21 protein-coding genes are annotated in these 24509 nt (G+C 73.0%); 14 read left to right on the top strand and 7 right to left on the bottom strand.

The features are described from left to right. Positions 1-11: 11 nt before the first annotated feature. The 5 genes from Q3Y56_RS27830 (at position 12) to Q3Y56_RS27850 (ending at position 5364) form a co-directional block, all read left to right on the top strand. Positions 12-950, top strand: a complete 939-nt coding sequence (locus Q3Y56_RS27830) for a glutamate ABC transporter substrate-binding protein (protein WP_304464542.1) — start codon at positions 12-14, stop codon at positions 948-950. A gap of 17 nt (positions 951-967) precedes the next feature. After that, the gene (locus tag Q3Y56_RS27835; protein WP_304464543.1) at positions 968-1612 is read left to right on the top strand and encodes an amino acid ABC transporter permease; all 645 of its coding nucleotides are present in this window, start codon (positions 968-970) and stop codon (positions 1610-1612) included. Beyond that, positions 1609-2469: an amino acid ABC transporter permease gene (locus Q3Y56_RS27840; RefSeq protein WP_304464544.1), complete on the top strand. Its 861-nt coding sequence runs from the start codon at positions 1609-1611 to the stop codon at positions 2467-2469. The genes Q3Y56_RS27835 and Q3Y56_RS27840 overlap by 4 nt, the downstream gene beginning before the upstream one ends. Before the next feature lie 388 nt (positions 2470-2857). Beyond that, positions 2858-4756: a glycoside hydrolase family 9 protein gene (locus Q3Y56_RS27845; protein ID WP_304464545.1), complete on the top strand. Its 1899-nt coding sequence runs from the start codon at positions 2858-2860 to the stop codon at positions 4754-4756. 38 nt (positions 4757-4794) lie between these two features. Beyond that, positions 4795-5364 (top strand): GNAT family N-acetyltransferase, encoded by a 570-nt coding sequence (locus tag Q3Y56_RS27850; RefSeq protein ID WP_304464546.1) that lies wholly within the window; start codon positions 4795-4797, stop codon positions 5362-5364. Positions 5365-5397: 33 nt separating this feature from the next. Here the strand turns inward: Q3Y56_RS27850 and Q3Y56_RS27855 are convergent, their stop codons facing one another. From Q3Y56_RS27855 to Q3Y56_RS27865, 3 genes are all read right to left on the bottom strand, one after another. Beyond that, complete coding sequence (locus Q3Y56_RS27855; protein ID WP_304464547.1) at positions 5398-6048, bottom strand: HAD family acid phosphatase; 651 nt, start codon at positions 6046-6048, stop codon at positions 5398-5400. A 193-nt stretch (positions 6049-6241) separates the two neighbouring features. Continuing rightward, on the bottom strand, positions 6242-7861 hold the full coding sequence (locus Q3Y56_RS27860; RefSeq protein ID WP_304464548.1) for a CocE/NonD family hydrolase: 1620 nt from the start codon (positions 7859-7861) through the stop codon (positions 6242-6244). Between the two features lie 215 nt (positions 7862-8076). Beyond that, positions 8077-8823, bottom strand: coding sequence for a hypothetical protein (locus tag Q3Y56_RS27865; RefSeq protein WP_304464549.1), 747 nt, complete (start codon positions 8821-8823; stop codon positions 8077-8079). A gap of 296 nt (positions 8824-9119) precedes the next feature. On the opposite strand from Q3Y56_RS27865, the gene ggt reads away from it, so the two are divergent. The 3 genes from ggt to Q3Y56_RS27880 all read left to right on the top strand — a co-directional run bounded on the left by ggt (position 9120) and on the right by Q3Y56_RS27880 (position 13773). Next, positions 9120-11042, top strand: coding sequence for a gamma-glutamyltransferase (gene ggt, locus Q3Y56_RS27870; RefSeq protein WP_304464550.1), 1923 nt, complete (start codon positions 9120-9122; stop codon positions 11040-11042). Between the two features lie 1009 nt (positions 11043-12051). After that, positions 12052-12918 carry a hypothetical protein gene (locus tag Q3Y56_RS27875; protein WP_304464551.1) on the top strand — a complete coding sequence of 289 codons (867 nt, stop codon included), beginning with the start codon at positions 12052-12054 and terminating at the stop codon, positions 12916-12918. Positions 12919-12999: 81 nt separating this feature from the next. Then, entirely contained in the window at positions 13000-13773 is a 774-nt protein-coding gene (locus Q3Y56_RS27880) for an N-acetyltransferase (RefSeq protein ID WP_304464552.1), read from the top strand. Between the two features lie 54 nt (positions 13774-13827). Here Q3Y56_RS27880 and Q3Y56_RS27885 read toward each other — a convergent pair whose 3' ends face one another. Both Q3Y56_RS27885 and Q3Y56_RS27890 read right to left on the bottom strand, forming a co-directional pair. Continuing rightward, the gene (locus tag Q3Y56_RS27885; protein ID WP_304464553.1) at positions 13828-14607 is read right to left on the bottom strand and encodes an SGNH/GDSL hydrolase family protein; all 780 of its coding nucleotides are present in this window, start codon (positions 14605-14607) and stop codon (positions 13828-13830) included. Next, positions 14594-15163: a PadR family transcriptional regulator gene (locus tag Q3Y56_RS27890; protein ID WP_304464554.1), complete on the bottom strand. Its 570-nt coding sequence runs from the start codon at positions 15161-15163 to the stop codon at positions 14594-14596. The genes Q3Y56_RS27885 and Q3Y56_RS27890 overlap by 14 nt, the downstream gene beginning before the upstream one ends. Positions 15164-15310: 147 nt before the next feature. On the opposite strand from Q3Y56_RS27890, the gene Q3Y56_RS27895 reads away from it, so the two are divergent. From Q3Y56_RS27895 to Q3Y56_RS27915, 5 genes are all read left to right on the top strand, one after another. After that, a complete protein-coding gene (locus Q3Y56_RS27895) occupies positions 15311-15742 on the top strand; it encodes a nuclear transport factor 2 family protein (protein WP_304465830.1) in 432 nt (143 codons plus the stop codon). A 188-nt stretch (positions 15743-15930) separates the two neighbouring features. Beyond that, positions 15931-16773 carry a nitrilase-related carbon-nitrogen hydrolase gene (locus Q3Y56_RS27900; RefSeq protein ID WP_304464555.1) on the top strand — a complete coding sequence of 281 codons (843 nt, stop codon included), beginning with the start codon at positions 15931-15933 and terminating at the stop codon, positions 16771-16773. Further along, positions 16770-18173 carry an aspartate aminotransferase family protein gene (locus tag Q3Y56_RS27905; protein ID WP_304464556.1) on the top strand — a complete coding sequence of 468 codons (1404 nt, stop codon included), beginning with the start codon at positions 16770-16772 and terminating at the stop codon, positions 18171-18173. Before Q3Y56_RS27900 ends, Q3Y56_RS27905 begins: the two co-directional genes overlap by 4 nt. Beyond that, positions 18170-19570, top strand: a complete 1401-nt coding sequence (gene hydA / locus Q3Y56_RS27910) for a dihydropyrimidinase (protein ID WP_304464557.1) — start codon at positions 18170-18172, stop codon at positions 19568-19570. Before Q3Y56_RS27905 ends, hydA begins: the two co-directional genes overlap by 4 nt. Positions 19571-19584: 14 nt before the next feature. After that, complete coding sequence (locus tag Q3Y56_RS27915) at positions 19585-20586, top strand: TIGR03842 family LLM class F420-dependent oxidoreductase (RefSeq protein ID WP_304464558.1); 1002 nt, start codon at positions 19585-19587, stop codon at positions 20584-20586. A gap of 4 nt (positions 20587-20590) precedes the next feature. Here Q3Y56_RS27915 and Q3Y56_RS27920 read toward each other — a convergent pair whose 3' ends face one another. Both Q3Y56_RS27920 and Q3Y56_RS27925 read right to left on the bottom strand, forming a co-directional pair. Then, the gene (locus Q3Y56_RS27920; RefSeq protein WP_304464559.1) at positions 20591-21547 is read right to left on the bottom strand and encodes an MASE1 domain-containing protein; all 957 of its coding nucleotides are present in this window, start codon (positions 21545-21547) and stop codon (positions 20591-20593) included. Between the two features lie 119 nt (positions 21548-21666). Further along, entirely contained in the window at positions 21667-22500 is an 834-nt protein-coding gene (locus Q3Y56_RS27925) for a PP2C family protein-serine/threonine phosphatase (protein ID WP_304464560.1), read from the bottom strand. 185 nt (positions 22501-22685) lie between these two features. Here Q3Y56_RS27925 and Q3Y56_RS27930 point away from each other — a divergent pair, with 185 nt between their 5' ends. Next, on the top strand, positions 22686-24482 hold the full coding sequence (locus tag Q3Y56_RS27930) for a gamma-glutamyltransferase family protein (RefSeq protein ID WP_304464561.1): 1797 nt from the start codon (positions 22686-22688) through the stop codon (positions 24480-24482). Positions 24483-24509: the final 27 nt, after the last annotated feature.

The following is a 24509-nucleotide window of genomic DNA, read 5'->3' on the forward strand; positions in this document are numbered from 1 at the left end:
CGGTGACAGCGATGAGACCTCTCAGGCCGCTGAGGCCGTGCCGCCCGGCACGCACCCGCCGTACGGTCGCCGCCCTGCTCCTCGCCCTCCTCGCCGCCGCCTGCGGCAAAGAGGGCAGCCCGCCGGTCAAGGGCCCGGAGATCGACAAGCTGCCCGTCTACAAGGTGGACACCGGTTTCCGGCTGCCGGAATCCGGCACCTGGCGCAAGGCCAAGAGCCGCGGCCACCTGGTCGTCGGGGCCAAGGAGGACCAGCCGTACCTGGGCGAGAAGGACCCCGCCACGGGCCGCTACTCCGGCTTCGACATCGAGATCGCCAGGATGATGTCCGCCTCCCTCGGCTTCGACCCGAAGACCATCCGGTTCCGCACCATCGCCTCCGCCAACCGCGAGACCGCGCTGCAGAACGGCCAGATCGACTACTACGTGGGCACCTACACCATCAACGACCTGCGCAAACGACAGGTCGGCTTCGCCGGGCCCTACTATCTGGCGGGCCAGTCCCTGCTGGTGCGCAAGGACGAGAAGAACATCCACGGACCGGACGATCTGGCCGGCAAGAAGGTCTGCTCCGCCGCCGGCTCCACGCCGCTGCAGCGCATCCAGAACGACTACCCCGACGCCGACCCCGTCGCGTACGACACCTACTCGGTCTGCGTCGACAACCTCCTCACCCTCCAGGTGGCCGCCGTCACCACGGACGACACCATCCTCCTCGGCTACGCGGCCAAGGTCCCCGAAGACCTCAAGATCGTCGGCAGGCCGTTCTCCGAGGAGCCGTACGGCATCGGCGTCCCCAAGGGGGACAACGCGCTGCGCTTCGCCCTCGACGACGCCATCGCGGCCCACGAGAAGAACGGCGACTGGAAGCGGGCGTACGAGGCCACCCTCGGCCTGTCCGGGGTGCCCGCCCCGAAACCGCCGCCCATCGACCGCTACCCGGCCGACTGAGGAGGAAGACCGCCGCCATGGACGTACTCACCGAGAACTGGTCGCTCTACGGCGACGGCCTGCTGGGCACCGTGGAGCTGACAGGCTACGCGTCCCTGCTCGCGCTCGGCCTCGGCATCCTCATGGCCGCCTTCCGCGTCGCGCCGGTCGGCTCGCTGCGGGTGATCGGCGCCACCTGGGTGAACGTACTGCGCAACACCCCACTCACCCTGCTGTTCTTCGCCGTCCTGCTGGGCATGCCGCGCTTCGGCGTCCAGCTGCCCTTCACCACCTTCGCCGTGCTGGCGCTGGGCTGCTACACCTCCGCGTTCATCTGCGAGGCGGTGCGCTCCGGCATCAACACGGTGCCGGTCGGGCAGGGCGAGGCGGCCCGCAGCCTCGGGATGACCTTCGAGCAGACGCTCGGCACGGTCGTCCTCCCGCAGGCGTTCCGCTCCGTCATCCCGCCCATCGGCTCGACGCTGATCGCGCTGGCCAAGAACTCCGCCATCGCCGGGTCCTTCAGCGTCACCGAGCTGCTGGGCGTCTACCGGCCGCTCAACGAGCTCGGCTACAGCATCATCTGGTCCTTCGTCTGGATCGCCGCCGGCTATCTGATCGTCACCCTCACCATCAGCCTGATCTTCAACCTCCTGGAGAAGTACTGGGGAGTCGCCCGATGACCACCACCGCGCTGTACGACATCCCCGGCCCCCGGACCCGGCGCCGCCACCTCGCCTACGGCCTCGCATCGACGGCGGCGATCATCGGGCTCGTCGCCTGGATCGTCTACCGGCTGGTCGACACCGACCAGTTCGAGGCCGTCAAGTGGCGGCCCTTCCAGTACGAGGGCATCCAGGAGCTGCTGCTGGAGGGGCTGGGCAACACGCTCAAGGCCTTTGCGATCGCCGCCGGTCTGGCGCTCGCGCTGGGCGCCGTGCTGGCCACCGGACGGCTGTCCGACTTCCGCGTGGTGCGCTGGGTCTCGACGCTGGTGGTGGAGTTCTTCCGGGCGATGCCTGTCCTGGTGATGATCTTCTTCGTCTTCGTCGCGCTGGAGGTGAAGCCGCTGCCCGCCCTGGTCGCCGGACTGACCCTCTACAACGGCTCGGTCCTCGCCGAGGTGTTCCGCGCGGGCGTCAACTCCGTCGAGCGCGGGCAGCGGGAGGCCGCGTACTCGCTCGGCATGCGCAAGACGCAGGTGATGACGTACATCCTGGTGCCGCAGGGCGTACGGGCGATGCTGCCGGCGGTCATCAGCCAGCTGGTGGTGACGCTCAAGGACACCTCGCTCGGCTTCCTCATCACCTACGAGGAGTTCCTGCACGCCGGGAAGCTGATCGCCAGCAACCTCGACTACGACCTGCCCTTCATCCCGGTCGTCCTGGTCATCTCGCCGATCTACATCGGGATGTGCATGCTGCTGTCGTGGTTCGCCAACTGGGTGGCCAAGCGGCAGCGGCGCAGCGTGAAGACCGAGGCGGTCGAGGTGGCCCGCCCGGAACCGGGCACCTTGCTCCCGGGCGGGCCGCAGCCGTAGCGGAGACACCCGGTGGCACGGCGAGCGTGCTGACGCGCAGGGCGCCCTTCGGCTCGCCCGGGTGGCGGCTCGTCATGTCGAGCCGTACCCGTGACGCCCGCCGCGGCCGCTCCCACGCCACCGAGACCAGTCGGCTGTCCGCCGCGCCCGAGTAGCTCGCGTCGGCGAGCGGATACGACGGAGTCCGCCGGGCAGGAATCCGGTGCCCGCGCTGGTGCCGTGCTCGGTGGTGGGCGTGAGCTCGATGCTCAGTCGTGCGGTCGCACACAAGTCCCCTCTGTCACCGCACCATTGACCGCCTCATGGGCCCATGTCACTCTCTCGGTGGTGAGAGCGCTCTCAGATTCCGTATGCCGGCACCCCGTTTCCTCGCGGCGAAAGGTTTCCCATGCCCGCGTTCACGGCACCCCGGCGCTCCTGGAAGAGAGCGCCCTCCCGGAAGAGAGCGCTGACGGCGCTTCTGTCCTCGGTCCTCCTCTGCACGGGGCTGGCGGCCACTCCCACGCCGGCGGCAGGCTCACCCGCCGCGGCGGCCGCGCACAGTGGAGGCCACCCGGCGGCGGCCACCCCGGTGCGGGTCAACCAGCTCGGCTATCTGCCGGACGGGCCGAAGCGGGCGACGGTGGTCAGCTCGGCCGAGCGGCCGCTGGCCTGGCAGTTGCGTGACTCCGCCGGCTCGGTGGTCGCCTCGGGCGCCACCACGGCGTACGGCACCGACGCGGCGTCCCGGGACTCGGCGCATCTGCTGGACTTCTCCTCGTACACCGGTACCGGCACCGGATACACGCTCACGGTGGACGGGCGGAGCAGCCACCCCTTCGACATCCGCGCCGACCTCTACGACGGCCTGCGCTCCGACGCGCTGGCCTTCTTCTATCACCAGCGCAGCGGCATCCCCATCGAGGCGTCGCTGGTCGGACAGGAGTACGCCCGCCCCGCCGGCCACCTCGGGGCCGCGCCGAACCAGGGCGACACCCGCGTCCCCTGCCGGCAGGGCGATTGCGACGACACGCACGATGTCAGGGGCGGCTGGTACGACGCGGGGGACCACGGCAAGTACGTGGTCAACGGCGGCATCTCCGCCTGGCTGCTGGTGAACTCCTTCGAGCGCGCGCGGCGCGCGGGCACCGGCGACGCGCTCGGCGACTCGACCCTGGCCGTCCCCGAGCGCGGCAACCGGGTGCCCGACATCCTGGACGAAGCGCGGTGGGAGATCGACTTCCTGACGCGCATGCAGGTGCCGGCGGGCGAGCCGCACGCGGGCATGGCGTTCCACAAGATCCACGACGCCGCCTGGACCGGCATCCCCACGCATCCGCACCAGGACGACCAGCCGCGGGAGATCCACCGGCCCTCCACGGCGGCCACGCTCAACCTGGCGGCCGTCACCGCGCAGTGCGCCAGGGTCTACGCCGCGTACGACCCCGTCTACGCGGCCCGCTGCCTCCGGACCGCGCAGCAGGCTTGGAGGGCGGCCCGAGCCCACCCGGACATGATCGCCCCGGACTCGGACAGCACCGGTGGCGGCGCCTACGGGGACACCAAGGTGAGCGACGAGTTCTACTGGGCGGCGAGCGAGTTGTACGCCACCACCGGCATGCCGGCCTACCGCGACGCCGTCACGTCCTCGCCCTGGCACACGTCCGCCGACGCCTTCACGGCGTCCGGCTTCGGCTGGGCCGACACCGCCGCGCTCGGCCGCCTCACCCTGGCCACGGCTCCCAACGCGCTGCCCGCCGCCGACCTCGCGCGGCTGCGCGGCTCCGTGGCCGAGGCCGCCGACACGCACCTGGCGACGATGGCCGGCCAGGGCTACGCCGTGCCCCTCCCCACGGACGCGTACGTGTGGGGCTCCAACAGCCAGGTGACCAACAACGCGATCGTCCTGGCCACGGCGTACGAGCTGACCGCCCGCCCGCGCTACCGCACCGGTGTACTGGAGTCCCTGGACTACCTGCTGGGCCGCAACACCCTCGACCTGTCCTACGTCACCGGCTACGGCAAGCGGTTCGCGCGGAACCAGCACCACCGGTTCTGGGCCCACCAGGCCGACGCCTCTCTGCCCCACCCGCCCGCCGGCTCCCTCGCGGGCGGCCCCAACGCGGCGCTCCAGGACCCGGTCGCCGAGGACAAGCTCAAGGGCTGCGCACCGGCCGCCTGCTACATCGACGACCTCCACTCGTACTCCACCAACGAGGTGACCATCAACTGGAACGCCCCCCTGGCCTGGCTCGCGGCCTTCGCCGCCGAGCAGGGCCGGACCCGTGCGAAGATCGCTTCGCAGTAATCGCAGGAGCAGCGGGGTTCCGGCCGTGGAGGGCGACGATGTACGCGATATCCCTGGGCGACGACGGCGCGGAGCTGCGCCCGCTGGAGCCGTGGCAGGCCGAGGAGTTCCTGGCCCACATCGACCGGGGGCGGGAGTTCATCGGGCGGTACAACGCGCTGCCCGACGTGGTCACGGACCTGGCGTCGAGCCGGGCGTTCCTCCAGGGTTACGCGGACAAGGCCGCGGCCGACACCGGGCGGATCCACGGCATCTGGGCGGACGGCACGCTGGTCGGCGCGGTCGTCTTCCGGACGATGGACGTGAAGCAGGGCACCGCCGAGGCGGGGTGCTGGCTGGAGCCGTCGGCGGTGGGCAAGGGGCTGGTGACCCGGGCCGTGCGCCTGATCATCGACTGGGCCGTCGAGGAGCGGGGCGTCCACCGCGTGGAGTGGTGGGTCTCGACGGGGAACGAGCCCAGCATCGCCGTGGCCCGGCGGCTGGGGATGACGAAGGACGGCGTGCTGCGGGAGAGCTACCTGTACCGGGGGGAGCGGCACGACGAGGAGATCTGGTCGGTGCTCGCGCCGGAGTGGCGGGCGCACAAGCGGACGCGCCGGACCGGCTGAACGTTTCAGCCGGTCCGGCGCGCGCGTCGTCGGTCAGGACAGCTGGCCGTTGTAGTCCGGCAGCTTGAACGTGCGCTCGGCGTGGCCGCCGACCAGGTCGGTCTCGCGGTTGCCGACGTTGGCGATGATCGTGTAGCCCTGCGCCTCGATCTTCGCCCGCTCGGCGGTCTTGTAGGCGCTGACCTCCTCGAAGAGGTCCGGCAGGTCGCGTACGTGCACGGCGGTGACCGGGTAGCCCACCGACTCGAGGTTCCACTTGGTGAGGCTGTGGATGATGCCCGGCCGCGCGGTGACGAAGATGATGTCGACGCCCCGGGACTCGGCGTAACGCGCCAGCTCCAGCGACGGCTTGAGCGCCGGGGTGGGGAGCTGGTACCAGGGGTGGAAGTCGGTCTCCAGCGTCGTGTTGTCGATATCGAAGACGAGGGCGAGCTTCTGCCCCTGCGCGTTGGCCGTGCGCTGCTCGATGTACGGCTTGGCCTGGTCGATGACGGCCTTGACGTCGCGCTGCCAGGTGGCGTAGTCGACGTCTGCCGACGCCTGCGTGGTTGCCGCCGTGCTCAGGGCCGGGGCGGCCGCAGGGGCCGCGGTCGCCGAGGCCGTGGCGGTCGCCGTTCCCCCGAGTCCCAGGGCCAGTACAACCGAGACCGCGCCGATCCGGTGACGCACACCGCGTCCTGTCATCTTCTATCCCTCACTCTCGTTGGAGCGACGAGGCTGGTCGGCGCCTCGCCGCTCCGGTTGCTTCGGTCATGGTCACGACAGTCGGTGAACGGGGTGCGACGGGGAAGTGGCTGCTCTGTGGCGACTTACCGCCCTGCTCACGGCACCCGTCGGCTTCCCGCACCGCTCACGGCACCCGTCGGCCCGGCGCGTCTCAGCGGTCGCGCAGCGGCACCGACAGATACGACGGGTCGTCCTGCGGCGAGGAGAAGGTCAGGTGCGCGCCCATCGGGTTGTACTCGGCGTACAACGGGTCGACGGTGTCCACGACCACGGCGAGCCGGTGCCCGGCCGGGACGTCGTAGGCCGTGGCGAACAGCTCCAGGTCCACCCCGAACGGCTGCCCCGGCACCTTGTCGTGGAAGGTGAACGGCGCGTTGCTCACCAGCTTGGCGATGCCCAGCGGGCCCACGTCGTACAGATAGGCGACCGCGGTGCCGTCGGCCTTGTCGCTGGTGACGGTGGTGTGCAGCCGCGCCGCGCCGCGGACGCGCTGCTCGGTGGCGTACCGCTCGCTCTGCCAGACGGCGGCGAAGGCGCGCGGCAGCAGCGGGATCGAGGCCACCGGAGGCAGCTTGAGGAACTGGTCGAGGGCGTTCGAGAGCATGACGACGCCGCCGTTGGCGCCGGAGTCGATGTTCGCGGCGATCCGGCGGGTGCCGTCGAGCGGGATGCGGCGGTGGGCGGCGGGCACGGCCGACCAGCTCGGGTAGCCCTCGTGGCCGTCGCCGGTACGGGACGTCAACTGCACGGGCTGCTCGCGGTCGATGCCGTTGCGGTCGCCTTTGAGGTAGCGGTCGAACCAGCGGTGGGCGTTGGTCCACACGTCGTTGGGCAGCCCGAACAGGCCGGTGGCCTCGGCGGTGGCGTGGTCGCCGGGCCGGAACTCCAGGCGCTTGGGCCCGGTCAGCTTCTCGTAGAAGTCGGCGTACTGGTTGGGCGGGAAGATCGTGTCGCCCCAGGCGTTGCCCAGCATGATGGCCGCGCCGTTGGCGTTGATGCGGTCGAGGTACGTGGCGGGGGAGCGCTTCTTCCCCCACGCGAGCATCTGCTGCTCCTTGGACAGGTCCGAGCCGAGGAACGCCGCCATGATCTCCTTGAGTTCGGCACTCGGGCGGCCGGTCAGCGCTCCGGCGGCGCCCAGCAGCGCCCCGGCCTGGACGTGCTGGGTGCGGTTGCCGTAGATGGCCTCGGTCAGGTCCGCCCAACCGCTCATCGCCACGACGGCCTTGATCCGGGGGTCGAACCCGGAGGCCAGCAGGCTGATCCCGGCGCCGTAGGAGACGCCGCCCATGCCGATGCGGTCGGGGTCGGCGGCGGTGTGGGCGAGCGCCCAGTCGATGACCTTGGAGGCGTCGGCGATGTCCGGCGGCCCGGCCGTCTCGATCTCGCCGCCGGACTGCCAGAACCCGCGGGCGTTGTAGCCGACCACGACATATCCGGACTCGGCCAACTTCTTGGCCTGCGCGATGTATTCGATCTGCGGCATGCCCCAACTGGTGGGCAGCACGATCAGCGGGTAGCGGCGGGTGCCGTCCGCGCCGCCCGGGGTGAAGACGTTGGCGGCCAGCTTGGTGCCGCCGTCACCGGGGATGTCGACGAACTTCACGGTGGCCCCGGAGCGGGCCAGGGGGGCGCCGGCCGGGGCGCCGACCTGGGCGCTGGGCGCGGCCTGGGCGGCGGATGGGGCGACGCCGAGCGCGGCACCGGCCAGCAGGGTCGCCGAGACGGCGGCCGCGGCCGTGGCGCGCAGAGGTATGCGGGCGTGGGTCACTGTCGCTCCTGACATGGATGCCGTGGGAGGCATGGCGGTACGGCGGTGCGATGTGACCTGACGGTAACCTCAGGGCTTACCGCCGGTAATAGGTCGGCAAGTTACGCCTGGGTAACGATACGGAGAGCGGGTTGCGGCGGCTGCGGATCGGTGGGGGGCGCGCGGATCGGCGGGGGAAGGGTGCGCGGTTCGGTCGTGAGGCGCGGTGGCGCCGATCAGTCGCCCTTCCCGGCGCGCCGTGACGGCGGGGTGACGGACATCGCGGTCTTGGTCACGTCCGCGACCACCTCCACCACATCCGGCCCGTACGCCTGGGAGTTGCTGATCTTCAGCAGCAGGCAGAACGACCCGTCCACCCCGTACTTGCGCGCCAGCCGGGCCCGGTTGCGCACCAGGTGGCGGACCGCCGCGCGGTGGGTGACCGGTCGCTGCCCCGCCGCCAGGAAGACCGGTCGGCCGCCCTCGCCGCCCGTCAGTCGGGCCACCAGCACGTACTCCACCGCCCCCGGCTCCGCCCGGTACGCCGTGCCGCCGACCGTGAACGTGCCCCGGTCCGCGCCCGTCTCGTCGCCCGGATGCACCGCGACCCCCGGCAGCAGGTTCGCCATATGGGAGGCAAGGCGCCGGTGGGCTGTCGGATCGCCGACGCAGAACTCCGTACGCGCGCCGAAGCCCTGCAACCCGGTGTCGTGCGGGGCGATCTCGGCGTGCGCCCCGCAGTTCTCCACGGCCGCCGCGAGGCCCAGCAGTGCCAGCGCGTCGTGGCGCGGGATGCTCCAGTGTGCCGAGGCGGTGTCCCGGTGGGTGACGAGCACGCACTCCGAGCCGTCCGGCAGACCGAAGAACCGCTGCTCGCGGGTGCGGCCGCGGCGGGCGGCGGCAGCCCGCACGGCCCAGCCGAGGGCCAGGCCCACCACCAGGGCGGCGGCGGAGGCGATCAGGTCCTGCACGGTGTCAGTCATGGCCGCGCATGGTAGCGGTGATGCGGGTGTGTGTTCGAGCGGCGGGTGCTTCGCCGGTGGTCTGCAGGGTGCTTCGCCGGTGGTCCGGCGGGTGGTTCGGTGGTGCTCCCACCAGTGGTCCGGCGGGTGCTCTACCGATGGTCCGGCGGGTGGTCCGGCGGGCGGCGGGGCTGGACCCGTACGGGCGTAACTCCCGGTCGTGCGCGGGCGCGTGCCCGTGCGCCCCTGTCGGATCCGGTGGTGCGGCGAGTATTCTCCGGCCCTCCGGTCGTCACGCCGTTCGTATGGAGGTATGCATGGCACGTGCCGCGCGCGCAACCGCACCCACGGCCGCCCCAGCACGGCGGCTGCCCGTATCCACACGGCGGCGGCTGCCCGTTCTCGCCGCGACGACCCTGCTGGTCGCGAGCCTCGGCGCCGTACCGGCCACCGCCTCCGCGGCACGGTCCGCCTCGGCGCCCTCCACCTCGGCACTGTCCGCCACCACCAACGCCAACGCCACCGTCACCCCGCCCAAGACCCCGGTCGCCACGGGCTACGGCGGCGCCGTCTCCAGCGTCGACCCCGACGCGTCGGCCGCCGGGATCGAGGTGCTGCGACGCGGCGGGAACGCGGTGGACGCGGCGGTGGCGACCGCCGCCGCGCTCGGCGTCACCGAGCCGTACTCCGCGGGCGTCGGCGGCGGCGGGTACTTCGTCTACTACAGCGCGAAGCACCGCAAGGTGTTCACCATCGACGGCCGCGAGACCGCGCCGCTGAGCGCGGACCGGAACCTCTTCCTCGGCGCGGACGGCAAGCCGATCCCGTTCGACCAGGCCGTCACCAGCGGACTGAGCGTCGGCACGCCCGGCGCCCCGGCGACCTGGGACCGCGCCCTCGACGCCTGGGGCACGCGTTCGCTGGCGCACGTCCTGCGGCCCGCCGAGCGGCTCGCCCGGCACGGCTTCACCGTCGACGCCACCTTCCGTCAGCAGACCGCCGGCAACCAGGCCCGCTTCGCCGACTTCCCGGCCAGCGCCGAACTCTTTCTGCCCGGCGGCGAGCTGCCCAAGGTCGGCTCCACCTTCAAGAACCCCGACCTGGCCCGCACCTACGCCCTGCTCGCGAAGAAGGGCGCGGCCGCCCTCTACAAGGGCGAGCTGGGCCGCGACATCGTCACCACCGTCCAGCACCCGCCGGTGCGCCCCGGCGCCGACCGCGTCGTACGCCCCGGCGACCTGACGGCGAAGGACCTGCGGGCGTACGACACGAAGCGGCAGGCCCCGACCAGGACCTCGTACCGCGGACTCGACGTCTACGGCATGGCGCCCTCCTCCTCCGGCGGTACGACGGTCGCCGAGGCGCTCAACCTCCTGGAGCGCACCGACCTGGCGAAGCTGAGCGAGCAGCAGTACCTGCACCGCTACATCGAGGCGAGCCGGGTCGCGTTCGCCGACCGCGGCCGCTGGGTCGGCGACCCGGCCTTCGAGGACGTGCCCACCCGCGGCCTGCTCTCGCAGCGGTTCGCGGACGCCCGCGCGTGCCTGATCAAGGACGACGCGGTGCTGGCCAGCCCGGTCGCGCCCGGTGACCCGCGCGACAGCAAGCCGTGCGGCAGCGGGGAAACGGCCGCCCCCACCACGTACGAGGGCGAGAACACCACGCACCTGACGGTCGCCGACAAGTGGGGCAACGTCGTCGCCTACACCCTCTCCATCGAGCAGACCGGCGGCAGCGGCATCACCGTGCCCGGTCGCGGCTTCCTGCTCAACAACGAGCTGACCGACTTCTCCTTCGCCCCCGCCAACCCGGCCGTGCACGACCCCAACCTGCCCGGACCCGGCAAGCGGCCGCGCTCCTCGATGTCGCCCACGATCGTCCTCGACAACGGCCGCCCGGTGCTTGCGCTCGGCTCGCCCGGCGGCTCGACCATCATCACCACCGTGCTGCAGACGCTCATCGGCCACCTGGACCGCGGGCTGCCGCTGGTCGACGCGATCGCCGCGCCGCGCGCCAGCCAGCGCAACGCGGCCGCGACCGAACTGGAACCCGCCCTGTGGAACAGCCCGCTCCGCGCCCGACTGGAGGCGCTGGGGCACACGTTCAAGCAGAACCCGGAGATCGGGGCGGCCACGGGAGTGCAGCGCCTGCCGGACGGCCGCTGGCTGGCGGCGGCGGAGACGGTACGGCGGGGCGGCGGCTCGGCGATGGTGGTCCACCCGACGGGGGAGGCGCGCTGAAGGGGCGCGTGCGGCTGAGGCGCGTACCGCTGAGGCATGTACGGCGGTAAATATCGGGACTCACCCGGTTTCATCCTCGTGTGCGCGTCCGGAAAAGCGCCCGTAGCACGCCGGTGCCCCGTTCCGTAACACGCCCGGGGTCCAATGCCTGCGCACCGCGGCCGACCGGCCACGGGGGAGGAGTGGAGATGGTGGACGGCCAACTCCCGACGGCGGAAACGGATTTCGCGCGGTACCTGCGGGCACTGACCGGCCGGCTGGACCCGGACGCGGGCTGGTACGGCGTGTTCGCGCGGCGCGACCCGGACGGGATACGGGCCTGCCTGGACGGCCGCGAGGTGCCGCCCTGGGACGTGGTGCGGGCGCTGCTCCAGGACCTGTCCGCCCGGTGCGGTCCGGACACCGCCCGCCAGGCCGCCGACCGGGCCGCGGCCCTCTACCGGGCGGCCGTCGCCACCCGCGACGCCCGCCCCGGCGCGGTCCAGGACCTCCGCAACCGGCTGCGGCTGATGCTCCGCGAACAGCGGTACGCGGCGCGGCGCGAGGGGGACCTGACGGAGGCGCTGCATACGACGCCCCCCGGCGAGCCCGCCTCCGGCCTCACCGCCGAACTCGCCTGGGCCCGCGACGACCGCGAGCGCGCGACGGCCCGCTGCGAGGAACTGGCGGCCCGCTTGACCGCGCTCGGGGCGGACCCGCGCGGGGCGGGACATCGGGAGCCGCAACCGGTCCGCGCTGGGGTGGGGCACCGGGAGCCGCCGATCCGCGCGGGAGCGCGGCGTCGGAGGCGGCGGCCGACCCGCGTGCAGGCGGTGCCCAGGGAGCCGCGTACGGGGCCGGGCCGAGCCCCGCGGGCACCCGGCCGGCCCCGGCGGCCGCGCGCACACCCGAGAGCGCGCACGAGCCGATGCCCGCGAGCGAACCCGCGCCCATGCCCGCGAGCGAACCCGCACCCGCACCCGCATCTCCATCCGCGCCCGCACCCCTATCCGCGCCCGCATCCTCATCCGTGTCCGCCCCGGCCCGGCGGCGGCCGCGTGGCGCGCGCTTCGCCGGGGTCGAGGCCACGGACACGGAGACCGACGCCGCGGCGGCAGCCGCGATGCCCGCCCCCCTGCCCGTCCCGCAGGCCGTCTCCGCAGGTGCGGGTACGCCGCGCGGCGCGCGCTTCGCCGGGGTGGAGGGCGATGGCGGCCCCCGCGGCGGACGCCGTAAACGCGGCAAGGAGGCACAGGCGACCGAGGCGGCCACGGCGGCGGCAGCGGCGAACGGGACGGGAGCAGCGGGAAGGGCGGCAATGCCGAAGGGAGCGGGGGCGGGGGCCGAGGCCGCCGACTTGGAGCGGATCGCGGCGGCACGGTACGCGGCCGAGGAGGCCGTGACCCGGCTCGCGCGGCTGCGGGCGGAACACCGGGGCGGCGAGGCGCACGAACTGCTCTGCGAGGCCGCCGCCTGGCCCGCCGAGCGCCTGCCGTTACTCGCGGCCCGGCTCGAACGCGCCGGTCTCGCCGCCGATGTCGCGACCCTGCTGTGGGAGGCCGCCTGCCTGCCGCCCACCGCGCTGGCGGCGGCGGCATCCGCCCTGGCCGCCGCGGACCGCACCCGCGACTGCGCCCAACTGCTGCGGCAGAGCGTGGCCCGCCCGGTCGCCGAGGTGGCCCGAACGGCCCTGGCGCTGCGCGCGGCCGGGCAGACCCCGGAGGCGGACTTCCTCCTGGAGGCGCTGGTCCGGGCCCGTACCCCGGAGGAGTCCGCCCAAGCGGCCGCCGACGCACCCGATCAACTCATCCCCCTCCTGCTGTCCGCCGCCCGGACGGTCTCCTCCAGCAGACACCACGACCTGGCCCACGCCCTGCGCGTCGCGGGCCTGGGGTGACTTCCCCGGTGAGGGCCCGCCATGCCCCTGACCAGGGAAACAAGTGGCTGTGCACGCGCCGGCTGTGACAGGGTGCCTGCCGTGACAGACATATCCGCCTTGACGATCACCTCGCTCGCCGACCGTCCTTCGCTGATCTCCCGCGTGTACGAGATCAACGAGACGTGGCCCGTGTTCACCCCGCACGACCTGGTCGGCAGTGGCTTGCTGAGCCGGGTCGTAGAGGAGTTCCCGCAGTACTGCGCGGTGGCGACCGACGGCGACCGAGTGGTGGCACGTGGACTGGCCGTGCCCTTCAACGCCGAGGCGGACGGCCGTGAGGAGATGCCGGACCAGGGCTGGGACCGGGTCCTGTCCTGGGCGTTCCGGGACCGGCACCGCGAGCTTCCGCCGACGGCGGCCAGCGCCTTGGAGATCACGGTGGACACCGAGTACCTCGGTCGTGGTCTGTCGTACGGCATGTTGCGGGCGCTTCGTGAAGCCGCGGGCCGCCACGGGCACAGTGTGCTGCTGGCCCCGGTCCGTCCGACGGCCAAACACCTGGCGCCCCGCGTCTCCATGGCCGAGTACATCGGCCGGCGACGCGAGGACGGGCTCCCCCAGGACCCCTGGCTGCGGGTCCACGTCAAGGCGGGGGGCGTCATCGCGAAGGTGGCGCCGGCGTCGATGACGGTCAGCGGCGGTCTGGCCCAGTGGCGTGCGTGGACCGGGCTGCCCTTCGACCGCGACGGCGCCGTCGAGGTTCCCGGCGCCCTGGTCCCGGTGCACTGCGACACCGCCTTCGACCGTGCCGTCTATGTCGAGCCCAATGTGTGGGTACGCCACGACCTGCGCCCCGGTGGCGCCCAGGCGTGACGAGAGCCATCGCTCACGGGGTCGGCTTCTTGCGGGGGAGGGCTTCCCGCGTGATCACGTGACGGGGAGCAACTCCGGGCGTTTCGCCGTGCGGCCGTCGCCCGAGGAACGGCCCCGCAGGCGCCTGCCGAGCCATGGGCCGAGGAAGGACGCGGCCCAGCGCAGTTCGGCGGGGGCGGCGCGCCAGCCGGTGGGTGCGGGGGCCGGCGGGGGCGGCAGGGGGTGGGTCCAGGCGTCGCCGCTGCCGGGCAGCCGGAGGGCGTGGGCGACGGCGGCGGCGATCCGTGCGTGCCCCAGCGGGCTCGCGTGCAGCCGGTCCTGGCTCCACAGGCGCGGATCGGCGACCACCGCGTGGTGGGCGGTCTCGGCGACGGTGACGCCGTGCCGGTGGGCCGCCGCGCGGATGCGGTGGTTGAGGGCGGTGACGCGGGAGCCGATCGGGCGGGCGAGCGCGGTGATCCGCGCGACGTCGGGGAAGGTCAGCGTCGCCACATGGGCGCCCTGGGCGGTGAGTTCGGCGAACATCGCCTCCAGATGGGCGGCCACCTCGTCGGCGTCGAACCGCGGCCGGAGCAGATCGTTGACCCCGGCGACGACGGTGGCCAGATCGGGGCGCAGGGCGAGGGCCGGGCCGAGCTGTTCGGCGCGGACCTGGGCGGCGACGCGTCCGCGCACGGCCAGGTTGGCGTAGCGGACGTCGGGGTCGAGCGCCGCGAGCCGCTCGGCCAGCCGGTCCGCCCAGCCGCGCAGGCCCGTCGTGTCGTCCCCGTCGCCGAGCCCCTCGGTCTGGCTGTCGCCCAGGGCCACGTACCGCACGTACTCACCGGCCGGCATGGGCTGCCCGCCTCTCCCGCAGGACCGCGGCGCCGCGGTGGCACCAGTCCCGGTTGCCCTGCTCGAAGGCGAGACCGCGCAGGCAGGTGAGGTACGGGCCGATCCGGTCGCCGGTGCGCAGGAACTCCTCCTCGCTCCGGTCGCCCCGCATCTGCCGGAGCAGCGTGTCGAACAGCTCGATCTTGGCTTCGGCGAAGGCGGCCCGCTCCATGAGGTGCGCGATCACCTCGCCGGTGTCGACGTGGTCGACGGCCTGGACCTTGACGAGCAGGTCGTCGCGGATGAACGACGGCTTGGCGGCCGTGGACGCGAACCGCTCCAACTCGGCGGCACCGGCCTCGGTGACCGTGAAAACGCGCTTGTTCGGGCGGGTGTCCTGGACCACCTCCCGCCCTGTGACCAGCCCCTCCCTCTCCAGCTTGGCCAGCTCGGCGTAGAGCTGCTGGGGCAGGGCGTGCCAGAAGTTCGCCACCCCCATGTCGAACGCCTTGGCCAGCTGGTATCCGCTGAGCCGCTCGTCCAGCAGCGCCGCCAGCACGGCGTGGCGCAGGGCCATCGCGGGTGCCTCCTCGTTTCCGTGTCGCCTCGGTCTGCTCGCATCCGGTGTCTGCTCGCCTCTGTCCGCCCGGCGCCCCTCATGGTACTACTCAAGAAAGTGACTAGTCAGATTCTTGAGTATCGAGGAGGAGTCATGCACGCCGCCATGCACACCGCGGACCGCTTCCGTGCCGCCGTCGAAAGCCGCGACCTCGCCGCTCTGGAGGGTCTGTTCGCGGAGGACATCCGCTTCTACAGCCCGGTGAAGTTCACGCCCTTCGAGGGCAGGCCGATGGTGTTGGGCCTCTTCGGCGTGCTGCTGCGCACCTTCGAGGGGTTCCGCTACGTCGGGCGCTTCGACGGCGCGGCCGAGGCCGGTGCCGAGGGCGCCGAGGCCCCGTCGGCCGCCCTGCTGTTCCGCGCCGCCGTCAACGGCAGGCAGATCCACGGCATCGACCTGCTCCACCTCGACGAGGCGGGCAGGATCAAGGAGTTCACGGTGATGGTGCGGCCGCAGTCGGCGGTACACGCCCTGGGGGAGGCGGTGCTCGCCGGTCTCGTCGCTGATGGGCTGGTGCCTGCCCCGGGGCACCGTTGAGCGGGCCCGCGATCGCCCCGCGGCGCGCGCCGGGGCGCACGGCGCGAGACGCGCCGCCGGAAACGTGATCGGCTTCGTTGCTTAACGCGGGCGGTCTTGTCACCGTGGAGGCCGGGTCGTACGTTCTCCATCTACGCCCGGTGTCTACGTGCGTAGATGCTTCTGACGTGCAGTCAAAGGAGCCGCTCATGGCCAAGATTGTCCGTGCAGCCCTGGTCCAGGCCACCTGGACCGGTGATACCGAGTCGATGATCGCGAAGCATGAGGCGCACGCCCGCGAGGCCGCCGCGCAGGGTGCCCAGGTGATCGGTTTCCAAGAGGTCTTCAACGCCCCGTACTTCTGCCAGGTGCAGGAGCCCGAGCACTACCGCTGGGCCGAGCCCGTGCCCGACGGCCCGACCGTGCGCCGGATGCGGGAGCTGGCCCACGAGACCGGCATGGTCGTCGTCGTGCCGGTCTTCGAGGTCGAGCAGTCCGGCTTCTACTACAACACCGCCGCCGTCATCGACGCCGACGGCAGCTACCTCGGGAAGTACCGCAAGCACCACATCCCGCAGGTGAAGGGCTTCTGGGAGAAGTACTACTTCAAACCCGGGAACGCGGGCTGGCCCGTCTTCGACACCGCCGTCGGCAAGGTCGGCGTCTACATCTGCTACGACCGGCACTTCCCCGAGGGCTGGCGGCAGCTCGGCCTCGGCGGCGCCCAGCTCGTGTACAACCCGTCCGCCACCTCCCGCGGCCTGTCCGCCTACCTGTGGCAGCTGGAGCAGCCCGCCGCCGCCGTCGCGAACGAGTACTTCATCGCCGCGATCAACCGGGTCGGCCAGGAGGAGTACGGCGACAACGACTTCTACGGCACCTCCTACTTCGTCGATCCGCGCGGGCAGTTCGTCGGCGACGTCGCCAGCGACAAGGAGGAGGAGCTGGTCGTCCGCGACCTCGACTTCGGGCTGATCGACGAGGTCCGGCAGCAGTGGGCGTTCTACCGGGACCGCCGACCCGACGCGTACGAGGGGCTGGTGCGGCCATGAGCGACACCCCCGCCGCCACGAGCGGCAATCCCGGATCCACGAGCGGCACCCCCACGGCCACCAGCGGCAATCCCGGACCCACGAGCGACACCCACGCCGCGCTGCACGCCCGGCACCGCGCCGTCGCCCCCGACTGGCTCGCCCTCTACTACCGCGAGCCCATCGAGCTCACGCACGGCGAGGGCCGCCACGTCTGGGACGCCGACGGCAAGCGCTATCTCGACTTCTTCGGCGGCATCCTCACCACCATGACCGCCCACGCCCTGCCCGAGGTCACCAAGGCCGTCGCGGAGCAGGCCGGCCGCATCATCCACTCCTCGACCCTCTACCTCAACCGGCCCATGGTCGAGCTGGCCGAACGCGTCGCCCGGCTCTCCGGCATCCCGGACGCGCGCGTCTTCTTCACCACCTCCGGCACCGAGGCCAACGACACCGCCCTGCTGCTCGCGACCGCCTACCGCCGCTCCAACCAGATCCTGGCGATGCGCAACAGCTACCACGGCCGGTCCTTCTCGGCCGTCGGCGTCACCGGGAACCGCTCCTGGTCGCCCACCAGCCTCTCCCCGCTCCAGACGTACTACGTACACGGCGGGGTGCGCGGCCGCGGCCCGTTCGCGGCGCTGTCCGACAGCGAGTTCATCGACGCGTGCGTCGCCGACCTCGAAGACGTCCTCGGCCAGGCCCACGGCAGCGTCGCAGCCCTCATCGCCGAGCCGATCCAGGGCGTCGGTGGGTTCACCGCCCCGCCCGACGGGCTGTACGCGGCCTTCCGCGACGTCCTCGCCCGGCACGGCATCCTGTGGATCACCGACGAGGTGCAGACCGGCTGGGGCCGGACCGGCGAGTACTTCTGGGGCTGGCAGGCCCACGCCGCCGCCGGGCCGCCCGACATGCTCACCTTCGCCAAGGGCATCGGCAACGGCATGTCCATCGGCGGCGTCGTGGCCCGCGCCGAGGTCATGAACTGCCTGGACGCCAACTCCATCTCCACCTTCGGCGGCAGCCCCGTCACCATGGCCGCGGGCCTCGCCAACCTCGCGTACCTCCTGGAGAACGACCTCCAGGGCAACGCCCGCCGGGTCGGCGGACTGCTCATCGAACGGCTGCGGGCCGCCTGCGCGGGCAACGACGCCGTACGGGAGGTGCGCGGCCGCGGCCTGATGATCGGGATCGAACTGGTCGAGCGAGACGGGTCGCCGTCGCCGCACGCCGCCACCGCCGTCCTCGAAACCGCCCGGGAGAACGGCCTGCTGATCGGCAAGGGGGGCCTGGCGGGCAACATCCTGCGCATCGCCCCGCCGCTCTCCCTCACCGTCCGGGAGGCGGAGGAGGGCGCGGCCATCCTCGACACCGCACTGCGCCAGGCACAGGACACGATCGCGGGGAAGGAGCCGTCATGACCCGCACCGTCATCCGCGGCGGACTCGTCATCACCGCCGCCGACGAGGTCCGCGCCGACGTCCTGATCGAGGACGGGCGCGTCGCCGCGCTCGCCGCGCAGGGCAGCGCGTACGCCGAAGGCTGGACCGCCGACCGCACGATCGACGCCACCGGCCACTACGTCATCCCGGGCGGCGTCGACGCGCACACCCACATGGAGCTGCCGTTCGGCGGCACCTTCGCCTCCGACACCTTCGAGACCGGAACCCGCGCCGCGGCCTGGGGCGGCACCACGACCATCGTGGACTTCGCCGTCCAGTCGGTGGGCCGCTCCCTGCGCGAGGGCCTGGACGCCTGGCACGCGAAGGCGGACGGCACGTGCGCCGTCGACTACGCCTTCCACATGATCCTCTCCGACGTCACCGAGGACTCCCTCAAGGAGATGGACGCCCTCATAGGCGAAGGGGTCACCAGCTTCAAGCTGTTCATGGCGTACCCGGGCGTCTTCTACAGCGACGACGGGCAGATCCTGCGCGCCATGCAGCGCTCCGCCGCCAACGGCGGGCTGATCATGATGCACGCCGAGAACGGCATCGCCATCGACGTCCTCGTCGAACAGGCCCTCGCCGCGGGCCGCACCGACCCCCGCCACCACGGCGAGGTCCGCAAGGCGCTGCTGGAGGCCGAGGCCACCCACCGCGCCATCCAGCTCGCGCGTGTGGCGGGCGCGCCCCTGTACGTCGTGCACGTCTCGGCGGAGGAGGCCGTCGCCGAGCTGGCCGCCGCCCGCGACAAGGGGCTGCCCGTCTTCGGCGAGACCTGCCCGCAGTACCTGTTCCTGTCCTCCGACAACCTGGCCGAGCCGGGCTTCGAGGGCGCCAAGTACGTGTGCTCCACACCGCTGCGGCCCCGCGAGCACCAGGCCGCGCTCTGGCGGGGCCTGCGCACCGACGACCTCCAGGTCGTCTCCACCGACCACTGCCCCTTCTGCTTCACCGGCCAGAAGGAGCTCGGCCGCGGCGACTTCTCCAAGATCCCCAACGGGCTCCCCGGGGTGGAGAACCGGATGGACCTGCTCCACCAGGCCGTGGTCGACGGGCACCTCACGCGCCGCCGCTGGATCGAGGTCGCCTGCGCAACCCCCGCCCGGATGTTCGGCCTCTACCCGAAGAAGGGCACCATCGCCCCCGGCTCGGACGCCGACATCGTCCTCTACGACCCGGCGGCCCAGCAGACCCTGTCCGCCGACACCCACCACATGAACGTCGACTACTCGGCGTACGAGGGCCGACGGGTCACCGGACAGGTCGTCACCGTCCTCTCGCGCGGCGAGACGGTCATCGACCGGCGGCGGTTCACCGGACAGGCGGGCCACGGCCGCTTCGTCCCCCGCGACACCTGCCAGTACCTCAGCTGAACCGGGGAGTGAGTATGGACTTCGGACTCGTCCTGCAGGCCGACCCGCCCGCCTCTGCCCTCGTCGGGCTGATGCGGCGCGCCGAACGCAACGGCTTCCGCTACGGCTGGACGTTCGACTCGGCCGTGCTGTGGCAGGAACCCTTCGTCATCTACAGCCGCATCCTGGAGCACACCGAGCGGCTGACCGTCGGCCCCATGGTCACCAACCCCGGCACGCGCACCTGGGAGGTCACCGCCTCCACCTTCGCCACCCTCAACGACATGTACGGCAATCGCACGGTGTGCGGCATCGGCCGCGGCGACTCCGCCATGCGCGTGGCGGGCCGCACACCGCACACCCTGGCCCGGCTGGGGCAGGCCATCGACGCCATCCGCGACCTGGCGGAAGGCCGCGAGGCGGTCGTGGACGGCACCGCCCTGCGGCTGCCGTGGGTCAAGGAGGGCAGGCTGCCGGTGTGGATGGCGGCCTACGGGCCGAAGGCGCTCGCGCTGGCCGGGCAGAAGGCCGACGGCTTCATCCTCCAGCTCGCCGACCCGTTCCTGACGGAGTGGATGGTCAAGGCCGTCCGCACCGCCGCCGCCGAGGCGGGCCGCGACCCGGACGCGGTCACCGTCTGCGTCGCCGCGCCCGCCTACATCGGCGACGACCTGGCCCACGCGCGCGAGCAGTGCCGGTGGTTCGGCGGCATGGTCGGCAACCACGTCGCCGACCTGGTCGCACGGTACGGCGAGCACTCCGGCGCCGTCCCCGAGGAGCTCACCGCGTACATCGAGCGGCGCACGGGCTACGACTACCGCCACCACGGGCGCGCCGGGAACCCCGACACCGCCTTCGTCCCCGACGACATCGTCGACCGCTTCTGCCTCCTGGGCCCGGCCGAGGCGCACATCGAGAAGCTGCGGCGGCTGGCGGACCTGGGCGTGGACCAGTTCGCGGTCTACGCCATGCACGACGCGAAGGAGGCGACCATCGACGCGTACGGACAGTTGGTGATCCCCGCGCTGTCCGACTGACCGTTCAACGGCCGGTGCCACCGCCGGGGCCGAGCCGGTTCACGGCGGTGGCGAGCAGACCGCACACGTACGCGATCTCCAGGTGGGTGCGGTTGCGCTCGGTGATGACCGCGGACAGCAGCAGGGCGGTCATCGCCACCGTCCCGTTGAACGCCTGCAAGGTCAGCATCTGGGCCGCCAGCCCGTGACCCCGGAACGGGCCCGCGTCGTCCGCCGCCGCCGAGATCGCCAGCACGGAGACGACCAGCGCGCACGGCGCGGCCCCGGCCCGCTGGAAGCGGAGCGCCGCCCAGATCAGAAAAGGGAACACCAGGAAGAGCAGGTGGACGGTGGACCGCGCGGTCACCACCGTGACGGCCGTCGTACCGCACAGCAGCGCCGCCGCCTCCGCCCAGCGGTACGGGGGCATCTCCCGCGGCCACCGCACGGCGCGCGCGAGCAGCAGGACCGGGGCGACCACGAGCACCCCCATCGCGTCGCCGGTCCACCACACCGACCACGTCGCCCAGAAGTCGGCCGCGTGGATACCGCCGGCCGCCACCAGCACCGCCGTGCCCGCGGTGGCGCTGACCAGCATCGCCACGAGCGCGGCGAGGAACACCAGCGCCAGGGCGTCCCGCAGCCGGTCCACCTCGGTACGGAAGCCCGCCCGGCGCAGCAGCAACCAGCCGCACACCGGGGCGAGGGTGTTCCCCGCCACGATGCCGAGCACGGCGAGCGCCGTCGGGCCGATCGTGACGTTGACCAGGAAGGCGCCGAGCGCGATGCCCGGCACCGCCCGCACCCCCCACCACAGCAGGCACACCACCGCGATGCCGGTCGGCGGCCACAGCGGTGTCACCTGCCCCCGGACCAGCTCCTGCAGCAGGCCCACCTTCGCCGAGCCGTAGTAGGCCCCGGCGATGACGCAGGTCCGCAGGGCCTCGGCCGGGTACCGGGGGAGCGGTCGGTTGAACGCCATGCCAGCCATCAGACAACGAGCCGGCCGCGGGTCCTCGACGACACGCGCGGCCCGTGCTCCGCCCCGCCGTACGCGGGCCGACCGCCGCCGCCCCGGCAGCCGCCGCCCCGGCCGCCCGGCTACCCGCGCCGCCCGTCGTACCGGAGGACGACGACCGCGGCGTCGTCGTCATGGCCGGTCAGGTCGGCGACCTTGAGGACCTCCGTGGCGAGCAGGTCCGGGTCCGCGTCGAAGCCCGCGCCGACCAGCTTGGCGACCGCCTCCAGCCCGCGCTCGATCGGGAACTCCGGGCCCTCCACCACCCCGTCGGTCAGCAGCACGAACGCCCCCTGCGCCCTCAGCGGATGCCGGGTCACCGGGTACTCCTCGCCGGGGAACATGCCCAGCGGCAGCCCGCCCGCGTCCAGCACGATGTCCGAACGGCCGTCGGCGTCCGCCCAGACCGCAGGGACATGCCCGGCGCGGGCGTCCGCCAGCTCGCCGGCAGAAGCGTCGAAGCGGAGGAAGGAGCACGTCACGAACAGTCCGCAGGCCATGGCCACCAGCAGGTCGTTGACCCGGGCCAGCACCGCGCCCGGATCGGTGGTGGTCCCGCCCGCGACGGCGCGCAGCGCGGTACGGACCTGCCCGACGAAGGCCGCCGCCTCGGCGTCGTGCCCCTGCACGTCCCCGATGGCGACGCCGAACGTCCCGTCCCCCATGGTGAAGGCGTCGTACCAGTCGCCGCCGATGTCCAGCCCCTTCCGGGCGGGCACGTACCGGGCCGAGGTGCGCAGGCCCGGCACCTGCGGCAGCTCGGACGGGAGCATGAGGCGCTGCAGCGCCGTGGCCAGCTCCACGCGCGCCTGCTGCAGCTTGATCCCGTCCAGCACGTCGCCGGTGAGCTTGACGAGGGTGTTCAGCAGTTCCTCGCCGCTCGGCGCCTGGGACCGGGTGAAGCGGAGTCGGCTCATCACGCACACTCCGGGGGTGCCGCTCCGAAGGAGACCTCTACGTCACGTTACGCCCCCTGGGCGCCGCCGCGCCGACGGCGAGATCATCAAGAGCGTCCAGGACGAGGCCACGCACGGGCGAAACCAGCCAGATGGCAGTCACGGGCGACACCAGCCAGATGACAGGCACGGGCGACAGGAGCCAGATGACAGCGTTCACCACCCGGCCGACCCTCCAGGGCACCTTCGGCATGGCCTCCTCCACCCACTGGCTGGCCTCCCAGACCGCGCTCGCCGTACTGGAGGACGGCGGCAACGCCTACGACGCCGCCGTCGCCGCCGGATTCGTCCTCCACGTCGTCGAACCGCACCTCAACGGCCCGGCGGGGGAGGTACCCATCCTGCTCGCGCCCGCCGGCGGCCCGGTCCGGGTGCTGTGCGGCCAGGGCCCGGCCCCGGCCGGCGCCACCATCGCGCACTACACCTCGCTCGGCCTCGACCTGGTGCCCGGCACCGGCCCGCTGGCCGCCGCCGTACCCGGCGCCTTCGACGCCTGGATGGTGCTGCTGCGCGACCACGGCACCCGGCGCCTCGCCGACGTCCTGCGCTACGCCATCGGCTACGCGGAGTCCGGCCATCCGCCCGTCGAAGGCCTCGGCCGGACCGTCGCCACCGTCCGTGAGCTGCTCACGACCGAGTGGACCAGTTCCGCCGCCGTCTACCTCCCCGGCGGGCGGCCGCCGGCGCCGGGCCGCCTGTTCACCAACCCCGCCCTCGCCGCCACCTGGCGCCGCCTCCTGGCCGAGGCCGAGTCCGCGGGCAGTGGCCGCGAGCGGCAGATCGACGCCGCGCGCCGCGTGTGGCGGGAGGGCTTCATCGCCGAGGCGCTCGCCGCGGCCGCCGCCCGCCCCACCATGGACACCAGCGGGAAGCGCCACACCGGCACCCTCACCGGCGACGACCTGGCCGCTTTCGAGGCCTGCTACGAGACCCCGGTGACGTACGACTGGCACGGCTGGACCGTGTGCAAGGCGGGCCCGTGGTCCCAGGGCCCGGCCTTCCTCCAGCAGCTGGCCCTCCTCCCCGACGGCCTCGACCGCCTCCGCGGCACCCCCGAGTACGTCCACACCCTCGTCGAGGGCACGAAGCTCGCGATGGCCGACCGCGAGGCGTGGTACGGCGACTCCGCCGACGTACCCGTGAAGGCCCTGCTGTCGCCCGAGTACAACGCCGCCCGCCGCGCCCTGATCGGGGCCACGGCCTCGTACGAGCTGCGGCCGGGCAGCCCCGACGGCCGCGCACCCGTCCTCGGCCCGCACACCGCCGCCTCGGACGATCCCGGCTCGCCGGGGCCGCCCCCGGGCGCGGGCGAGCCGACCGTCGGCGGGGACGGCGCCACCCGCGGCGACACCTGCCACCTCGACGTCGTCGACCGCTGGGGCAACATGGTCTCCGCGACCCCCAGCGGCGGCTGGCTCCAGTCCAACCCCGTCGTCCCCGAACTGGGCTTCCCGCTCGGCACCCGGCTCCAGATGACCTGGCTGACGCCCGGCCTGCCCGCTTCCCTCACCCCCGGCCGCCGCCCCCGCACCACCCTCAGCCCCTCCCTCGCCCTGCGCGACGGGGTGCCGGTGCTGGCCTTCGGCACCCCCGGCGGTGACCAGCAGGACCAGTGGCAGGTGCACTTCTTCCTCGCCGTGGCACTCGGCGGGACGGAACGCGGCGGGCTGCCGCTGCAGGCCGCCATCGATGCCCCCAACTGGCACACCGACGCCTTCCCCAGCTCCTTCCATCCGCGCCGGACGCGCCCCGGGTCCGTCACCGTCGAGGCGCGCATCGGCCAGGAGACCATCACGGACCTGCGGCGGCGCGGGCACCGGGTGACCGTGGGCGACCCCTGGTCGGAGGGCAGGCTGTGCGCCGTCTCCCGCGACCCGGAGACCGGCGTGCTGTCGGCGGGCGCCAATCCGCGCGGCATGCAGGGCTACGCGGTCGGCCGCTGAGCCGCGGACGGGAGGGCGCCGGTCGGC

It is taken from the genome of Streptomyces sp. XD-27, assembly GCF_030553055.1.
Taxonomy (GTDB): Bacteria; Actinomycetota; Actinomycetes; order Streptomycetales; family Streptomycetaceae; genus Streptomyces.

Coding starts and splice junctions, on each gene's coding strand:
- Q3Y56_RS27830 (WP_304464542.1), top strand. CDS start 12: ATGAGACCTCTCAGGCCGCTGAGGCCGTGCCGCCCGGCACGCACCCGC.
- Q3Y56_RS27835 (WP_304464543.1), top strand. CDS start 968: ATGGACGTACTCACCGAGAACTGGTCGCTCTACGGCGACGGCCTGCTG.
- Q3Y56_RS27840 (WP_304464544.1), top strand. CDS start 1,609: ATGACCACCACCGCGCTGTACGACATCCCCGGCCCCCGGACCCGGCGC.
- Q3Y56_RS27845 (WP_304464545.1), top strand. CDS start 2,858: ATGCCCGCGTTCACGGCACCCCGGCGCTCCTGGAAGAGAGCGCCCTCC.
- Q3Y56_RS27850 (WP_304464546.1), top strand. CDS start 4,795: ATGTACGCGATATCCCTGGGCGACGACGGCGCGGAGCTGCGCCCGCTG.
- Q3Y56_RS27855 (WP_304464547.1), bottom strand. CDS start 6,048: ATGACAGGACGCGGTGTGCGTCACCGGATCGGCGCGGTCTCGGTTGTA.
- Q3Y56_RS27865 (WP_304464549.1), bottom strand. CDS start 8,823: ATGACTGACACCGTGCAGGACCTGATCGCCTCCGCCGCCGCCCTGGTG.
- ggt (WP_304464550.1), top strand. CDS start 9,120: ATGGCACGTGCCGCGCGCGCAACCGCACCCACGGCCGCCCCAGCACGG.
- Q3Y56_RS27885 (WP_304464553.1), bottom strand. CDS start 14,607: ATGCCGGCCGGTGAGTACGTGCGGTACGTGGCCCTGGGCGACAGCCAG.
- Q3Y56_RS27890 (WP_304464554.1), bottom strand. CDS start 15,163: ATGGCCCTGCGCCACGCCGTGCTGGCGGCGCTGCTGGACGAGCGGCTC.
- Q3Y56_RS27895 (WP_304465830.1), top strand. CDS start 15,311: ATGCACACCGCGGACCGCTTCCGTGCCGCCGTCGAAAGCCGCGACCTC.
- Q3Y56_RS27900 (WP_304464555.1), top strand. CDS start 15,931: ATGGCCAAGATTGTCCGTGCAGCCCTGGTCCAGGCCACCTGGACCGGT.
- Q3Y56_RS27905 (WP_304464556.1), top strand. CDS start 16,770: ATGAGCGACACCCCCGCCGCCACGAGCGGCAATCCCGGATCCACGAGC.
- hydA (WP_304464557.1), top strand. CDS start 18,170: ATGACCCGCACCGTCATCCGCGGCGGACTCGTCATCACCGCCGCCGAC.
- Q3Y56_RS27915 (WP_304464558.1), top strand. CDS start 19,585: ATGGACTTCGGACTCGTCCTGCAGGCCGACCCGCCCGCCTCTGCCCTC.
- Q3Y56_RS27920 (WP_304464559.1), bottom strand. CDS start 21,547: ATGGCGTTCAACCGACCGCTCCCCCGGTACCCGGCCGAGGCCCTGCGG.
- Q3Y56_RS27925 (WP_304464560.1), bottom strand. CDS start 22,500: ATGAGCCGACTCCGCTTCACCCGGTCCCAGGCGCCGAGCGGCGAGGAA.
- Q3Y56_RS27930 (WP_304464561.1), top strand. CDS start 22,686: ATGACAGCGTTCACCACCCGGCCGACCCTCCAGGGCACCTTCGGCATG.